14 protein-coding genes are annotated in these 14664 nt (G+C 33.7%); 4 read left to right on the top strand and 10 right to left on the bottom strand.

Translation table 11 applies throughout. The features are described from left to right. Nucleotides 1-140 precede the first annotated feature (140 nt). Nucleotides 141-2744, top strand: a complete 2604-nt coding sequence (locus tag ACNRYB_RS08165) for an AsmA family protein (RefSeq protein ID WP_473729744.1) — start codon at nucleotides 141-143, stop codon at nucleotides 2742-2744. A gap of 123 nt (nucleotides 2745-2867) precedes the next feature. Here the strand turns inward: ACNRYB_RS08165 and ACNRYB_RS08160 are convergent, their stop codons facing one another. Both ACNRYB_RS08160 and ACNRYB_RS08155 read right to left on the bottom strand, forming a co-directional pair. Beyond that, nucleotides 2868-3956, bottom strand: coding sequence for a glycosyltransferase family 9 protein (locus tag ACNRYB_RS08160; RefSeq protein ID WP_473729743.1), 1089 nt, complete (start codon nucleotides 3954-3956; stop codon nucleotides 2868-2870). Nucleotides 3957-4200: 244 nt separating this feature from the next. Then, complete coding sequence (locus ACNRYB_RS08155; RefSeq protein WP_473729742.1) at nucleotides 4201-4995, bottom strand: DUF2797 domain-containing protein; 795 nt, start codon at nucleotides 4993-4995, stop codon at nucleotides 4201-4203. A 241-nt stretch (nucleotides 4996-5236) separates the two neighbouring features. On the opposite strand from ACNRYB_RS08155, the gene ACNRYB_RS08150 reads away from it, so the two are divergent. Both ACNRYB_RS08150 and ACNRYB_RS08145 read left to right on the top strand, forming a co-directional pair. Then, the gene (locus ACNRYB_RS08150) at nucleotides 5237-6748 is read left to right on the top strand and encodes a GH3 auxin-responsive promoter family protein (protein WP_129748757.1); all 1512 of its coding nucleotides are present in this window, start codon (nucleotides 5237-5239) and stop codon (nucleotides 6746-6748) included. A 13-nt stretch (nucleotides 6749-6761) separates the two neighbouring features. Then, nucleotides 6762-7004 (top strand): redox-active disulfide protein 2, encoded by a 243-nt coding sequence (locus tag ACNRYB_RS08145; RefSeq protein WP_129748756.1) that lies wholly within the window; start codon nucleotides 6762-6764, stop codon nucleotides 7002-7004. A 302-nt stretch (nucleotides 7005-7306) separates the two neighbouring features. Here the strand turns inward: ACNRYB_RS08145 and serB are convergent, their stop codons facing one another. From serB to ACNRYB_RS08115, 6 genes are all read right to left on the bottom strand, one after another. Continuing rightward, nucleotides 7307-8536, bottom strand: a complete 1230-nt coding sequence (gene serB, locus ACNRYB_RS08140; protein ID WP_129748754.1) for a phosphoserine phosphatase SerB — start codon at nucleotides 8534-8536, stop codon at nucleotides 7307-7309. A 156-nt stretch (nucleotides 8537-8692) separates the two neighbouring features. After that, nucleotides 8693-9130 carry a VOC family protein gene (locus ACNRYB_RS08135; RefSeq protein WP_129748753.1) on the bottom strand — a complete coding sequence of 146 codons (438 nt, stop codon included), beginning with the start codon at nucleotides 9128-9130 and terminating at the stop codon, nucleotides 8693-8695. Nucleotides 9131-9212: 82 nt separating this feature from the next. Then, entirely contained in the window at nucleotides 9213-9650 is a 438-nt protein-coding gene (locus ACNRYB_RS08130; protein ID WP_473729741.1) for an SRPBCC domain-containing protein, read from the bottom strand. A gap of 1 nt (nucleotide 9651) precedes the next feature. Next, nucleotides 9652-10062: a VOC family protein gene (locus tag ACNRYB_RS08125; RefSeq protein WP_473729740.1), complete on the bottom strand. Its 411-nt coding sequence runs from the start codon at nucleotides 10060-10062 to the stop codon at nucleotides 9652-9654. Nucleotides 10063-10182: 120 nt separating this feature from the next. After that, a complete protein-coding gene (locus tag ACNRYB_RS08120; protein WP_473729739.1) occupies nucleotides 10183-10587 on the bottom strand; it encodes an SRPBCC family protein in 405 nt (134 codons plus the stop codon). Between the two features lie 49 nt (nucleotides 10588-10636). Then, nucleotides 10637-11047, bottom strand: coding sequence for a VOC family protein (locus ACNRYB_RS08115; protein WP_129748751.1), 411 nt, complete (start codon nucleotides 11045-11047; stop codon nucleotides 10637-10639). A gap of 140 nt (nucleotides 11048-11187) precedes the next feature. On the opposite strand from ACNRYB_RS08115, the gene ACNRYB_RS08110 reads away from it, so the two are divergent. After that, on the top strand, nucleotides 11188-12153 hold the full coding sequence (locus tag ACNRYB_RS08110; RefSeq protein ID WP_473729738.1) for a GlxA family transcriptional regulator: 966 nt from the start codon (nucleotides 11188-11190) through the stop codon (nucleotides 12151-12153). Nucleotides 12154-12382: 229 nt separating this feature from the next. On the opposite strand, the gene clpX is transcribed toward ACNRYB_RS08110, so the two are convergent. Both clpX and clpP read right to left on the bottom strand, forming a co-directional pair. Then, the gene (clpX, locus tag ACNRYB_RS08105; protein ID WP_008467306.1) at nucleotides 12383-13615 is read right to left on the bottom strand and encodes an ATP-dependent Clp protease ATP-binding subunit ClpX; all 1233 of its coding nucleotides are present in this window, start codon (nucleotides 13613-13615) and stop codon (nucleotides 12383-12385) included. A gap of 197 nt (nucleotides 13616-13812) precedes the next feature. Beyond that, nucleotides 13813-14487, bottom strand: coding sequence for an ATP-dependent Clp endopeptidase proteolytic subunit ClpP (clpP, locus tag ACNRYB_RS08100; protein ID WP_129748748.1), 675 nt, complete (start codon nucleotides 14485-14487; stop codon nucleotides 13813-13815). Nucleotides 14488-14664: the final 177 nt, after the last annotated feature.

The raw sequence follows: 14664 nt of genomic DNA, 5'->3' as shown, positions 1-14664 counted from the left end.
TAGTTCTCAACGGATTTTTTTATTTAACAATTTTAATAAATTTCTTACATAATTAAGAAAACTTTATCTTCAAACTCTAGTAAAAAAAACTATTTTTGCAGGAGTCTATTTTAAAAATGTAAACCCTCAAATCTATTTATATGCTAAAAAAAATTCTAAAAATAAGTGCCATAGTTCTTGTGGTATTTGTTGCCGCATTATTTGCCATTCCGTTTTTGTTTAAAGACCAGATTAAGGCTAAAATTGTCGAAGCCATCAACGAAAGTGTTGATGCTAAAGTAAGTTTTACAGATGCTGATTTAAGTTTGTTTAAGAATTTTCCAAACGCAACGGTTGGAATCGAGAAATTAGTTATCATCAATAAAGCTCCTTTTGAAGGCGACACTTTGGTTTCATTAGGAGAATTGAATTTAAAAATGAGCATTAAAGAGCTTTTCAAAGGAAAAGAAGAGCCTTTAAGCATTCAGGGAATTAGCTCTACAAACGGATTAGTAAATATTATCTTCAATAAAGATGGTGTCGGAAACTTCGATATTGCTCTAAAAGACAAAAAAGAAGATAAGAAAGACGAAGCAAGCAAACCACTTGCATTGAAAATTCAAAACTATAAAATCGAGAATTTTACTTTTAGATATATCGATCAAGGTTCTAAAATTAAAATGGTAATTGACAGTTTAAACCACGAAGGAACTGGAGATTTCACCAATTCAAAATTAGATTTAACTACAAAATCTACAGCAAAAGTTTCATTGGACATGGATAAAATGAATTACATGAAAAATGTGAAACTAACTTTAGACGCTGTTCTTGGAATTGATTTAGAGAAAAGCAAATATACTTTCAAAGAAAACAAAGCTTTAATCAATCAATTGCCTTTAGAATTTGACGGATTCATCCAAATGGCTGAGAAAGCTCAGATTTACGACTTAAAGTTTAAAACTCCTACTTCTTCTTTTACCAATTTCTTAGGCTTAATTCCTTCGGCGTACGCTGCTGGTTTAGATGGCGTAAAAACAACTGGAGATTTTACCGTAAATGGTTTTGCAAAAGGAGAACTTACAGATACAACTGTACCTAAATTTAATATTGAAATTGCATCAAACAATGCTTCCTTCCAATATCCAAACCTTCCAAAATCAGTTCAAAATATTGTAATTGACACGAAAATCATCAACGAAACTGGAATTTTGAATGATACTTATGTAAACCTAGATAAGCTATCTTTTAGAATCGATCAAGATGTTTTTAACGCTAAAGCGAATATTAAAAACATTACTGTCAATCCTATTGTTGATGCGGCTTTAAAAGGAACAATCAACCTAGCGAATCTTTCAAAAGCATATCCAATTAAAATGGATAAACCTTTGGCAGGTATTTTAAAAGCAGATGTTACTACCAATTTTGATATGGCTTCTGTAGAAAAAAGCCAATACCAAAACATTAAAAATGCTGGTACAATGAGTTTGTCAGGATTTAAATATACTGATGAGAACAATAAATCGATGAACATCAGCACGGCGATGGTTGAATTCAATCCGAGCAGAATTAACTTAAAACAGTTTGATGCTACAACTGGAAAAAGTGATATCAGCATTAACGGAGTTTTAGAGAATTTCTATGGTTTTATGTTTAAAAAACAAGAACTGAAAGGAAACTTCAATATGAGTTCGAACCAATTGGCTGTTGATGATTTCATGACTGCTGGCGAACCTGCTAAAGAAGAAACCAAAACTCCAGCAAAACCAGCTGATGCAATGAAGATTCCTGCTTTCTTAAACTGTACATTGAACGCAAAAGCAACAACGGTTTTATATGACAATCTGAAACTAAAAGATGTTTCTGGAAGATTGCTTATTAAAGATGAAAAAGCAACTCTTGAAAACTTTAAAACAAACATTTTCGGAGGGCAAATTGGTCTTAATGGAGCAGTTTCTACAAAAGAAAAAGTGCCAACTTTTGATATGAATTTAGGTTTCAATCAAGTTGATATTGCACAGACTTTTACACAATTGGATATGATGAAAAAAATTGCGCCAATTGCCGGAATCATTAACGGAAAACTGAATTCGACCATTAAATTAAATGGTAATTTAGATGCCAAAGAATTGACTCCAGATCTTAAATCGATTTCTGGAGATTTATTAGGCCAGTTGTTATCGACTACTGTAAATGCTAAAAACTCAACTGTTTTAAATTCGCTTACTTCAAATGTGAAGTTTCTAGATTTAAACAAATTGAATCTGAATGATTTGAAAATGGCATTGACTTTTGATAACGGGAAAGTAAATGTAAAACCATTTGACATAAAATATCAAGACATAAAAGCGACTATTGGAGGAACTCATGGTTTTGACCAAACGATGAATTATACGATCAAGTTTGATGTTCCTGCTAAATATTTAGGAACAGAAGCAAACAACTTAATTGCAAAAATGTCTCCTGCAGATGCTGCAAAACTGGATAATATTCCAATCAATGCTTCTTTAACGGGTAACTTTTCAAATCCTAAAATCAGTACAGATATGAAAGCTGCGGTGAGCAATTTGACTACACAATTGGTAAATCAACAGAAAGATAAACTGACTCAAAAAGGTACTTCAGCGCTTACTGATTTAATCAACAAAAACACTAAAGCAAAAGATACAACTCAGGCTGCTAAAACTGAAAAAGAGCAAAAAACTCAGGAAGTAACCAAAAAAGCAAGTGATTTATTGAACGGATTGTTTAAGAAGAAAAATCCTTAATTGAGCTGCTGAGATGCTAAGGTTCTAAGTTTCTGAGTTTCTCAAAGCTAAAAAAACTTAGAATCTTAGAATCTTAGAATCTTTAAAAAAAATCCTGTTCATTTTGAACAGGATTTTTTGTTTTTATATTGCTTTTGACAAACCATTCAATCTGCCGTTATTCAAAATTGTATTTATCGTTTTTATGTATTTCTTTTTCGTGTAGAGATTTACATCTATGCCAATGCTGCAATTATCATAAGGTTCGTACTTTTTCAAATTAGAAACAGAAAATAGTCCGATAGTTGGTGTATGTACAGCACTCGATAAATGCATAATTCCGCTATCGGCACCAATAAACAATTCTGCATTTGCAATAACCGATCCTATCTCGCGAATATCTTTACTATAAAATGTTGGCGCTTTAAATCCAATTTGAGATACATTTTCTACAGGGAGAATTTCAATAATATTATAATCTTTATACTCTGCAGTAAGCTGAGAATAAAATTTCTCCCACCACTCTTCTGAAAGACATTTTGCTCCTGTCGCGTAAGTAAAAATGCCAATCGTTTTTTTATCGTTATTTGTCAGTTCTTTCAATATTTTTCTGCCTTCAGTAATTTCAGAAGCAGATAATTTAAGATCTATAGGAGCAATTATTTTATTGCTATTTGTTGGCAATCTTAGTTTTGATAAGTAATTTCGAAAATTATAGACGGGGTATTTTGCGATGTGCTCAAAATCATTTTTTTGTTCTGCTGATTCTACTTCTTCATCAGAATCGCCAAAAAACTTATATTTTGCATTTGAAAATTGAACCGCCAATCGGCCCGAAGAGGAGTTTTGATCTACATTAATTGCGAGATCGTAGTGTGCTTTTTTTAATGAAATCCAAACTTTTGAGTATTCCACTAAACTTTTGAAAGGCTTTTTGGGCAAATGAATTATTTTATCGACGCTATCATATTTTTCAAAAATAATGGGAGCTAATGTACCCTTTACAAATAAATCAATTTTACAATTTGGAAACATTTCAGACACTTCCTGAACGAGTGGCGTAATCAATAAGAGGTTTCCTAACCTTCCGTTTGGTCTGCAAATAAGAACTTTTTTGATTTCGTTCTTATCGACCAAAATAAAATCGTCCTGCATATTTGCCTTCCCAACATTCTTTGTGAGACTCCGCATTATGCTACGTCTGTGCACATTTAATTTATTTAGAACACTCATTTGTGGAATAATTTACGATTATAAATCTTAATTAATTTTAGAAACAGTGGCAGTTTCAAATCTACCTTCTTTTATTTTCTAAAAATAAATTCTTCCAATAAGCATTTGTTACAAAATTGTAATCAAATGTATCAATATTTACATTTTTTGTTTTTGGAATTAAGTTAAAATTACAACAAATATTAACTTAACCAACAAATTAATAGATAGTTACGTAAAAAATATCGACAAATTCCCAATAAACCTAGACGTCTATAGTAACCACATAACCTTCAGAACCGCGGACATTAAAAACTGTTCCATTTTCAAATAATAAGTACTGGCCTTTAATTCCAGTTAATTTTCCACTGAAAGAAGGTGTCTTATCTAAGTTTAAACTATTCACTTTTGCAGGATAGGTTAAAACTGGGTATTGAAGATCGTAAACATCATTTTTTTCAGCATAAAAATAATCTCTAACTTCTGCTGGAATTAAACTTTCGATTTTAGCTTTCTCAGTAATTAAATCAAAACTTTCAACAGAGTTTTGCAACATTTTTCTCCAATTAGTTTTGTCAGTATAATGGTCTTTTAGTGCCACCTCTGTTATTCCAGCCAGATATCGGTTTGGGACCTCAACAATTGCAATCGCTTGAGAAGCACCCTGGTCGATCCATCTTGTCGGAATCTGCGCTTTACGGGTTACGCCAACTTTTATCTCGCTCGCCGAAGCTAGATAAACAATGTGAGGCTGTAGCTGTGCTTTTGATTCGTACTCTAAATCTCGGTCTGCAATTCCTAAATGCGCCGTACTCAATTCTGGCCTCATAATCCAATCTCCTACAGCCGGACTCGAATAAAAACATTCGTAACAAAAACCTTGTCGGTATATTTTTTTCTTTTTACCGCAATTCAAGCATTGACAGCCTACAAAATTGATTTCAATTTCTTTGTCTAATAATTGATTCACATTTAAGAAACTATCTTCGAAAACCAAATAATATTGAATTGGACTTCCAAGTTCAGTTTGCATTTTTGTCAGTACGCCTTGATATTGCATTCGTATTTTTATTTATAATTGCTGATTTAGATCCATCAAAAGATTTAAAGTTTTTTGTGTTAAAATTCGACTTTTTAGATAGAATCTTTGCTACAAATCGAATTGTTTTTTACAAAAAAATACTATTTTTGATATGAAGACAAAGTTACTATTTGTCTCTCGATATTCAAATTTTAAGTTTTTTGTTTTACAAAGATTGTGAGATTTAAAACCTAAAATCAGTTAACTAAAAAACAGATTCATGCCTTTATCTATTATCAATTCGTTTGCATCTTGGGTCCTAAAACAAAGGATTCACCAAATAGAGCTTTTTTTAAAATACCCTAATGAAGTTCAGGAAGAATTATTGCACAACTTATTGACGGCATCTGAAAATACAGTTATTGGAAAAAAATATGAATTCTCGTCTATAAATTCATATCAAACTTTTGCAGAAAGGGTTCCAATTGCAACTTACGAAGAATTGCAGCCGCTTATTGAGCGCACACGTTTGGGCGAACAAAATGTTTTTTGGGAAACACCTATTAAATGGTTTGCCAAATCAAGTGGAACTACAAATGCCAAAAGCAAATTTATTCCAGTAAGTAACGAAGCTCTAGAAGATTGCCATTATAAAGGCAGCAAAGATCTTTTGTGTCTTTATTTGAACAATAATGAAGATTCTGAATTGTTTTTGGGAAAAAGTCTTCGCTTGGGCGGAAGCTCTCAGATTTACGAAAACAACAATACTTTCTTTGGAGATTTATCGGCAATTTTGATTGAAAATATGCCAATTTGGGCTGAATTCAGCAGTACGCCAAGCAGTAAAACTTCGCTGATGAGCGAATGGGAAACGAAAATTGCAGCTATTATCAACGAAACTAAAAATGAAAATGTAACCAGTTTTGCAGGGGTTCCGTCTTGGATGCTGGTTTTAATGAATAAAGTTCTTGAAAATACAGGCAAACAAAGCTTATTAGAGCTTTGGCCAAATCTGGAAGTTTATTTTCACGGAGGCGTAAGTTTTTCTCCATATAGGGAACAATACAAAAAACTATTGCCAAGCAAAGATTTTAGATATTACGAAATATACAATGCCTCTGAAGGCTTCTTTGCGATTCAGGATTTAAATAATTCAAGCGACTTGCTATTAATGCTGGATTATGGGATTTTCTACGAATTTATTCCGATGGATACTTTTGGAACTCCAAACCAAAAGGTGGTTCGTCTGGCAGATGTTGAATTGAATAAAAATTATGCTATTGTTATTACTACAAATTCTGGTTTGTGGCGTTATTTAATTGGCGATACAGTTCGTTTTACTTCATTAAATCCGTACAGAATTAGAGTAACGGGAAGAACCAAACATCATATTAATGTTTTTGGCGAGGAATTAATGGTTGAAAATACCGATCAGGCCATTGCAAAAGCGTGTCAGATTACTCAAACAGAAGTTATTGATTATACTGTTGCTCCTATTTTTATGCATGACAAAGAAAAAGGTGCACATGAATGGATGATCGAATTCAAGAAAAATCCTGCTGATGTAGGTCTTTTCCAAAAAGTTCTGGACGAAACCTTGCAAACCCTAAATTCTGACTACGAAGCGAAACGCTACAATAATATGACTTTAAATCCTTTGGTAGTTAATGTTGCCCGTGAAAATTTATTCTATGACTGGCTAAAGGAAAGAGATAAATTGGGCGGTCAGCATAAGATTCCGAGACTTTCGAATCAGAGAGATTATTTGGAACAATTGAAAGAAATGTGCTAAAACAACTTATAAAATGAAAGAAACAAAATTCAGCGAAATGACCACTGAAGAACTGATTAAAAATCAGAAGACATTAAAAACCGTGAATACCGTTTTTTGCGTTGTGCTTTTTATGCTGTTCATCCTTAATATATTTATCATTTTTATGAAAGGTTTTAGCGCCATGAGTGTTGTTCCAATTGCTTTATTGCCTATTCTTTTCTTGAATTTGAAGAATTTGAAGGAAATAAAGAGAGAGTTGGAATCGAGGGAATAAAAACATTAATTCCACTAAACCCGCATGAGGGATAGAAGTGGAAATCCTTTTGTGGCGGGGTTCGCCACAAAAGATTGAAACGGATAGCCCGGCCCGCCTTTTTCTGGCGGGACATGCCCATATAAAACAAACCTCAGATCTTAATTGAAAGACTGAGGTTTTGTTTTATTGCACCTAATATATCATTTCGACGAAGGAGAAATCTCCACAAGTAGCTCCGTAACGAAAAACCAATCTTTGTCGAGTTTCTTGCGAAGATTTCTCCTTCGTCGAAATGACAAAAATTGTGCAAAATTAAACTTCTACATCATATCGATATATCTATCGTGATATCCTAATAAGTATAAAACACCATCAAGACCTAAACTTGAAATTGAAGTTGAGGCGCTTTCTTTTACTTTTGGTTTGGCATGGAAAGCAATTCCTAGACCAGCTAAGTTTAGCATTGGCAAATCGTTTGCTCCATCTCCAACTGCAATTGTCTGATTGATGTGAATTCCTTCTTTTTCTGCAATTGCTTTTAGATATTCTGCTTTTTTCTGACCGTCTACGATATCACCGATATATTTACCGGTTAGTTTGCCATCTTTTATTTCTAATTGATTGGCGTGAACGTAGTCTATTCCTAATTCTTTTTGAAGATATTCTCCAAAGTATGTAAATCCTCCTGAAAGAATTGCAGTTTTATAGCCGTAGTATTTTAAAGCTTTCATCAAACGGTGTGCTCCTTGAGTTATTGGCAAATTAACGGCAACGTTTTGCAAAACCTCTTCGCTTAAACCTTCCAGAAGCGCCATACGCTTTTTGAAACTTTCGTTGAAATCAATTTCACCGTTCATAGCCGATTCTGTAATAGCTCGCACTTGATCTCCTACTCCATTTAATTCTGCAAGCTCATCGATTACTTCGGTTTGAATTAAAGTCGAATCCATATCGAAGCAAACCAAACGGCGGTTTCTTCTGTAAATATTATCTTCTTGGAATGAGATGTCAACGTTGAGCGTTCTGGAAATTTCCATAAAACTTGCCGTCATGATGATCTTGTTTACAATTTCGCCCGTTACAGACAATTGAATACAAGAACGCGGATATTCTTCTTTTTCTACAACAGAAGTTCTTCCTGTTAATCGGATAATAGAATCGATATTTAAATTTTGATCTGACAATATTTGAGTCACCGCAGACAATTGTGAAGCCGCCAGTTTTTCGCCCAAAATATTGATGATATAACGCTGTTTTGATTGTGATTTTACCCACGTTTCATAATCTTCAATAGAAATCGGAATAAATTTTACTTTGATTTCCAATTCGTATGCTTTAAACAAAAGATCTTTTAAAACGGGTGCGGATGAAGAACCTGCAGCAATTTCGAACAAAATTCCTAAAGAAAGCGTGTCATGAATATCAGCTTGCCCGATATCTAAAATATTAGCGTCGTATGCTGCCAATACAGCTGTTAATCCTGCTGTAACTCCAATTTTATCGTGTCCAGAAACTTTTAATAAGATTATTTCTTTGTCTTCTGCTGCCATTTTTCTTTCTTGATTATGAAGCGACAAAAATCGGCAATCTCTTGTTGATAAAAAAGAATAATCTTTGTTTTTTTGAAACAAAAAAGCACATTTTCATGTGCTTTTTAAAGTAATTTAACAATTATGTCCCGCTATTAAAATAACGTAACTTTTATGTTATTTCATTCCTTCGTTTTTATCAAAACTCACCATCCAGTTGATGCCGAATTTATCTTTAAACATTCCAAAATAAGATCCCCAGAAAGTGTCATTCATCGGCATTTCTACTTTTCCTCCTGCTGAAAGTCCGTTGAAGATTTTATCTGCTTCTTCTCTGCTTTCTGCATTAACAGAAACCGAAAAATTATCGCCAAAACCGACATCGCCGTATCTTGGATGCGTGTCGCTTCCCATTAAAATACTGCTTCCGATTGGAAGCGATACGTGCATGATTCGATTTTGAGCTTCTTCAGAAAGCACTTCCCCTTCTTCTGCTGGAGCATCTTTAAATTTTCCGATATACGGAAAATCTCCGCCAAAAACTGATTTGTAAAACAGAAATGCTGCTTCGCATGTTCCGTTAAACATTAAATATGGATTTACTGCTGTTGCCATGATATTTTGTTTTTAATTGTTAATTATCAGTTGTAAATTGTAAATTCTCTTTCTTCTATTCTCTTTTCTCTCTCTTCTAGCTTTACTTCTCTGACAATTCTTTAATCAATTCTACCGCTTTTGGAAAGGCATCCTTGAAATAATCAATATGTTTTTCAATCACATCTACCTCAACATGAAGATCTACAACATCTCCTTTTTGAGTCAGTCTGTATGTTTCCAGAGAACCACTCCATTTTTCCGTTTCCTCATTTGGCGGCACTTCTTTAAAATCTTTGATTTCGCCAAGATGCTTAAAAGCCATATATTCGTTTGGAATTTTAGTCTCAATAAGGCTATTCATCCCTGTTCCTCTAGATCCTAGAAAATAAATTTTATCCCCTTCGTTCCAATTCGATTCAGCGTAACTTCCTTCACAAAAAGCGCTTGTCCACTTTCGGTAAGTTTCATCATCCCATAAGACTTTCCAAATTTTTTCTTTAGAAGCCTTTATCTCAGTATTAAATATTAATTTTTCCATCTTAACCTGGTAATTTACTAAAATCCATAAATAGAATATTCCAACGATGACCATCCAAATCGGCAAAACCACAGCCATACATCCAACCTTGGCTTTCTGCTGGAGGAGCAAAAATAGTTCCACCGGCTTCTTTAACTTTTTCAGCTAATTCATCAACTTCTTCTCTGCTTTCTGCGTCGATCGAAATCAAGACTTCCGAACTTGAATTCGTATCTGTAATGTTGTTCTTGGAAAAACTTGAAAAAAGCATTTCTTCAAAAAGCATTATCACAAAATGTCCTTCACCTACAACCATGCACGTCGAACTTGGCGTATCATGCTGTTCATTAAACGAAAAACCAATTTTCCAGAAAAAGTCTTTCGCTTTTGCCACATCCTTTACAGGAAGATTCAACCATATTTGTTTTGTCATTTTTTGTTTTTTTTGTTGGGTTAGATATTTATTTCTTCTTTTTTAAACCATATAAGTAATGCAAGCTAATTTAAGTTTGTAATCTTTGAACCTTTGTCACTTTGAGACTTTGAGCCTAAATTAATTAGCCTCAATGTAAATTTTAAAATTATCCAAAATTGCCTGCCAGCCAGCACGCTGCATTTCTTCTGGATTTTGTGATTCTGGGTCAAAACTTTCAATTATTTCAACACCATCTGCAGTTTCTGTAAAAGTAATTTCAACCTTTCTTCCGTCTCCCATAACATACGAAAGCGCTTGGTTTGGTTTTACTAAAGTAAATTCTCCTTCGAAATCAAAACTCATACTTCCGTCTTTTGCAGCCATAGTCGATTTGAATCTTCCACCTTCTCTCAAATCAGCTTCTGCATAAGGCGTGTGCCAATCAGGAGAAGCAAAGCTCCATTTTGTAATATGTTCTGGAGTATTCCAAAAATTCCAAACTTTGTCAAGAGATGCATTAACGGTCTTTTTAATTGTTATCATTTTTTAAGTTTTAATAATTTTATTTTTCGTTTGATTTGTTCTTACTTAATTACATGTTTTCTGGAATCTGACTTTCATCCATAAAGAAAACTTCCCAATGATGTCCGTCTACATCTAGAAAAGTTCTTTGGTACATCCAGCCATAATCTTGAGATTGCTGGTAATCTGTTCCTCCAGCCTTAACTGCCTTCTCAATCATTTCATCTACCTGTTCTCGAGTTTCTACAGAAAGTGCCATAAGCGCTTCGCTGGTTGTTGTAGAATCGCAAATTTGTTTTTTGGTAAAAGTTTGATAAAACTCTTTTACCAAAAGCATCACAAAGATGCTTTCGCTTATAACGATACAAGCTCCTTTGTCATTAGTAAATTTCGGATTAGTTGGAAAGCCGAGTTCGTTAAAAAAAGATATTGCGCGATTTAAATCTTTTACAGCAAGATTTAAGAAGATTTTTGTTTTCATCTTTATAAAATTACGAATTAATTAAAACAAATTTAATTTTTTAAGATTACTTAAAAATGCCAATAAAAGTCATTTTTAGGGGCATTTGAGACAATTTGATTATTTTTGTAAGATACTGAAATTCCAAAAGACCAAAAATCATGAGCAAGAAACTAGGATTAATCGTACCTCACGACTATAAATTACTGAGCATCGCGGCGATATTAGAAGTATTCGAAACCACGAATAAACTTACTGCTGGAGATGAGAAACCATTCGAAATTATAATTTTTCAATCTCAAGAGCAGTCCGATCAAGGAAATTTATTTGGATATAAAAGCAATGCCATTGAAACTTCGGATAGTATTCTAGACTTAATTTTAATTCCCGCTTTTACGACAGATAATATGAGCGAAATGATTAAAAAGAATAAAAGTTTTATTCCGTGGTTGCAAAAACAGCATAAGGCTGGAGCTGAATTAGCGAGTTTTTGTACTGGAGCTTTTTTGTTTGCTGCTTCTGGTTTACTAAATGAAAAATTAGCTACAACACATGTTGATGCCTGCAGTGCTTTTACAAAAGCTTTTCCTATGGTAAATTTAAAACCAGAAGAAACTCTAACAGCAGACGGAAGTTTATACACTAGTGGCGGATCAACTTCAACTTTTCACTTATTGATTCTTTTGGTTCAGAAGTTCTGCGGAAACGAAATGGCGGTTAAAATTGCTAAAATATTTTCTATCGATTTGAATCGATACAAACAAAGTTATTTCAGCACCTTTAGACCCAATCATTTACACAATGATTCTCTAGTGGCCATGTTACAGCAAAAAATTGAAAGCCAATATCATTCCATCGAAAAACTGGAAGAAATCACAAAAGATATTCCAACAAGTGCCCGAAACATGACACGCCGTTTCAAACAAGTGACAGGAATTCCTCCTATTGAATATTTACAGAATATAAGAGTAGAAAGTTCCAAGAAATATTTAGAACAAACCCAACTTTCGATTTCAGAAATTATTGAAAAAACAGGTTATAACGATCCAAAAGCGTTTAGAAAGGTTTTTTATAAAATGGTAGGCATGAAACCTATTGAATATCGCGAAAAGTTTAGAGTGCAATAATTTTTAGAGGCAGGTCAATTCGTTTTCATTAGAACGTTTCGTCCTGCTCTACACTGTATTCCCGATAAACAAAAACTACGGCTAAAAAGCCTTGTTTTTCTAAATCGGGGGATGCCGTTTCGATCAGGGCTATTATAGAAGTTTTGTATTTCATAAAACTGAACAAAAAAGACAATAAAAAAACCTGCTCAAAAGATGAACAGGTTTTAGAAAATATATTTTCAATAAATTAAGAAGCAATTTCCATACGCTTCAATAAGTTTTTACTTAGTGTATGTTCTGCATATTCTTTATCGATTGTCAAACTAATATCGTCAGAAGTTGGCAGTTCGTACATCGCATCTGTCAAGATAGCTTCACATAACGAACGTAATCCACGAGCTCCTAGTTTATATTCTAAAGCTTTATCTACAATAAAATCTAAAGCCTCGTCTGTAATCGTAAACTCAACATCATCCATTAAGAATAATTTCTGATATTGTTTAATCAATGCATTTTTAGGTTGTGTTAAAATTGCACGAAGTGTTGCTTTATCCAAAGGATCCATGTGCGTTAAAACTGGCAAACGTCCAATAATCTCAGGAATCAAACCAAAGTCTTTAATATCTTTTGGAATGATGTATTGCAACAGATTATCTTTATCAATATTGTCAGTGTTTTTAGAAGTTGAGTAACCAACTGCCTGACGGTTTAAACGTTTTGAAATAATACGCTCTACACCATCAAAAGCTCCACCAGCAATAAATAAGATATTTTGAGTATTCACCTCAACAAATTTCTGGTCTGGGTGTTTACGTCCACCTTTTGGCGGTACGTTTACAACTGTTCCTTCCAATAACTTTAATAATGCCTGTTGAACACCTTCTCCAGAAACGTCACGCGTTATTGACGGATTATCACTTTTGCGAGCAATTTTATCAATTTCGTCAATAAATACGATTCCTCTTTCTGCTTTCGCTACGTCGTAATCTGCCGCTTGAAGCAAACGAGTCAAAATACTTTCAACGTCTTCTCCAACATAACCAGCTTCTGTCAATACTGTCGCATCAACAATAGCCAAAGGAACGTCTAACATTTTAGCAATAGTTTTTGCCACTAATGTTTTTCCTGTTCCTGTCTGGCCAACCATAATGATGTTGCTTTTTTCAATCTCAACTTCATCGTCCAATTGCTGTTGCATTAAACGTTTGTAGTGATTGTAAACCGCAACCGACATTACTTTTTTAGTCTGATCTTGTCCAATAACATATTGATCTAGGAAAGCTCTAATTTCTTTTGGTTTCTTTAAGATCAAGTCCCCAACTAGTTTTGCGCTTCCGCTAGATTTTAATTCTTCTAAAACAATTCCGTGTGCCTGTTCAATACACTTATCACAAATGTGTGCATTGATACCAGCTATTAATAAATTAGTTTCTGGCTTCTTTCTTCCACAAAACGAACATTCTAATACTACTTTTGCCATTCTTTATTTAAGTTACTAAGCTGCAAAGATACTAAGTTTCTAAGCTTTTTGATTTAATTAAAACTTAAAAACTTAATTCTTTGCAGCTTAATATTTATTTTTTTGTTTCAAGTTTAATTTTGCTTCATCCCGATAGCTATCGGAACAAGTTAATCTTTGAACCTTAGTTCCTTTGCAACTTTGAACCTTACAAAAAATTATCCTCTTCTTAATACTTCGTCAATCATTCCGTACTCTTTTGCTTCATCTGCTTTCATCCAGTAATCACGCTCACTGTCTTTGTGCACTTTGTCAAAAGTTTGTCCTGAATGGTGCGAAATAATGTTGTATAATTCGTCTTTTAATTTCAGCATCTCACGTAAGTTGATTTCCATATCTGTTGCAACTCCTTGTGCTCCTCCAGATGGCTGGTGAATCATTACTCTTGAGTGAGGTAACGCAGAACGTTTTCCTGCTGCTCCTGCACATAATAATACCGCTCCCATAGAAGCTGCCATTCCCGTACAGATTGTCGCTACATCAGGCTTGATGTATTGCATAGTATCGTAAATTCCTAAACCTGCATAAACACTTCCTCCTGGAGAGTTTAAGTAAATTTGAATATCTTTTGAAGCATCAGCGCTTTCTAAAAATAGCAACTGAGCCTGAACGATATTAGCGATTTGATCGTCGATACCTGTTCCTAAAAAGATAATTCTATCCATCATTAATCTTGAGAACACATCTAATTGAGAAATATTCAACTGACGCTCTTCGATAATATATGGAGTCATGTTTGTTGGTGTCATTGCTGCTACGATTTTATCGTAATACATTGCGTTTACTCCTTGGTGCTTTGTAGCAAATTTTTTGAATTCTTTACCGTAGTTCATATTTTTAGTTTATAAAGTTTTGAAAATCTAAAGTCAGAAAATGACTAAAACGAATTAAACAAAGTTCATACCTTTTTATAAGAGATGCCAATTTGTCTTCTTTTTAAAGATGCTAAGATTCTAAGGCGCTAAGGTTCTAAAGTTTTTTTACTAAGGAACATTTACCAACTTAAAATC

The sequence above is a fragment of the Flavobacterium sp. CR10 genome, from assembly GCF_055814415.1.
Note: the sequence above shows the minus strand (reverse complement) of the source record. Positions and strands in the feature narration are given on the sequence as shown.

What these genes read in the sequence shown, in the direction of transcription:
- ACNRYB_RS08110 (WP_473729738.1), top strand. Translation starts at nt 11,188, where the DNA reads ATGAGCAAGAAACTAGGATTAATCGTACCTCACGACTATAAATTACTG.
- ACNRYB_RS08150 (WP_129748757.1), top strand. Translation starts at nt 5,237, where the DNA reads ATGCCTTTATCTATTATCAATTCGTTTGCATCTTGGGTCCTAAAACAA.
- ACNRYB_RS08145 (WP_129748756.1), top strand. Translation starts at nt 6,762, where the DNA reads ATGAAAGAAACAAAATTCAGCGAAATGACCACTGAAGAACTGATTAAA.
- ACNRYB_RS08155 (WP_473729742.1), bottom strand. Translation starts at nt 4,995, where the DNA reads ATGCAATATCAAGGCGTACTGACAAAAATGCAAACTGAACTTGGAAGT.
- ACNRYB_RS08120 (WP_473729739.1), bottom strand. Translation starts at nt 10,587, where the DNA reads ATGATAACAATTAAAAAGACCGTTAATGCATCTCTTGACAAAGTTTGG.
- clpP (WP_129748748.1), bottom strand. Translation starts at nt 14,487, where the DNA reads ATGAACTACGGTAAAGAATTCAAAAAATTTGCTACAAAGCACCAAGGA.
- ACNRYB_RS08125 (WP_473729740.1), bottom strand. Translation starts at nt 10,062, where the DNA reads ATGACAAAACAAATATGGTTGAATCTTCCTGTAAAGGATGTGGCAAAA.
- ACNRYB_RS08165 (WP_473729744.1), top strand. Translation starts at nt 141, where the DNA reads ATGCTAAAAAAAATTCTAAAAATAAGTGCCATAGTTCTTGTGGTATTT.
- ACNRYB_RS08135 (WP_129748753.1), bottom strand. Translation starts at nt 9,130, where the DNA reads ATGGCAACAGCAGTAAATCCATATTTAATGTTTAACGGAACATGCGAA.
- ACNRYB_RS08160 (WP_473729743.1), bottom strand. Translation starts at nt 3,956, where the DNA reads ATGAGTGTTCTAAATAAATTAAATGTGCACAGACGTAGCATAATGCGG.
- ACNRYB_RS08130 (WP_473729741.1), bottom strand. Translation starts at nt 9,650, where the DNA reads ATGGAAAAATTAATATTTAATACTGAGATAAAGGCTTCTAAAGAAAAA.
- clpX (WP_008467306.1), bottom strand. Translation starts at nt 13,615, where the DNA reads ATGGCAAAAGTAGTATTAGAATGTTCGTTTTGTGGAAGAAAGAAGCCA.
- ACNRYB_RS08115 (WP_129748751.1), bottom strand. Translation starts at nt 11,047, where the DNA reads ATGAAAACAAAAATCTTCTTAAATCTTGCTGTAAAAGATTTAAATCGC.
- serB (WP_129748754.1), bottom strand. Translation starts at nt 8,536, where the DNA reads ATGGCAGCAGAAGACAAAGAAATAATCTTATTAAAAGTTTCTGGACAC.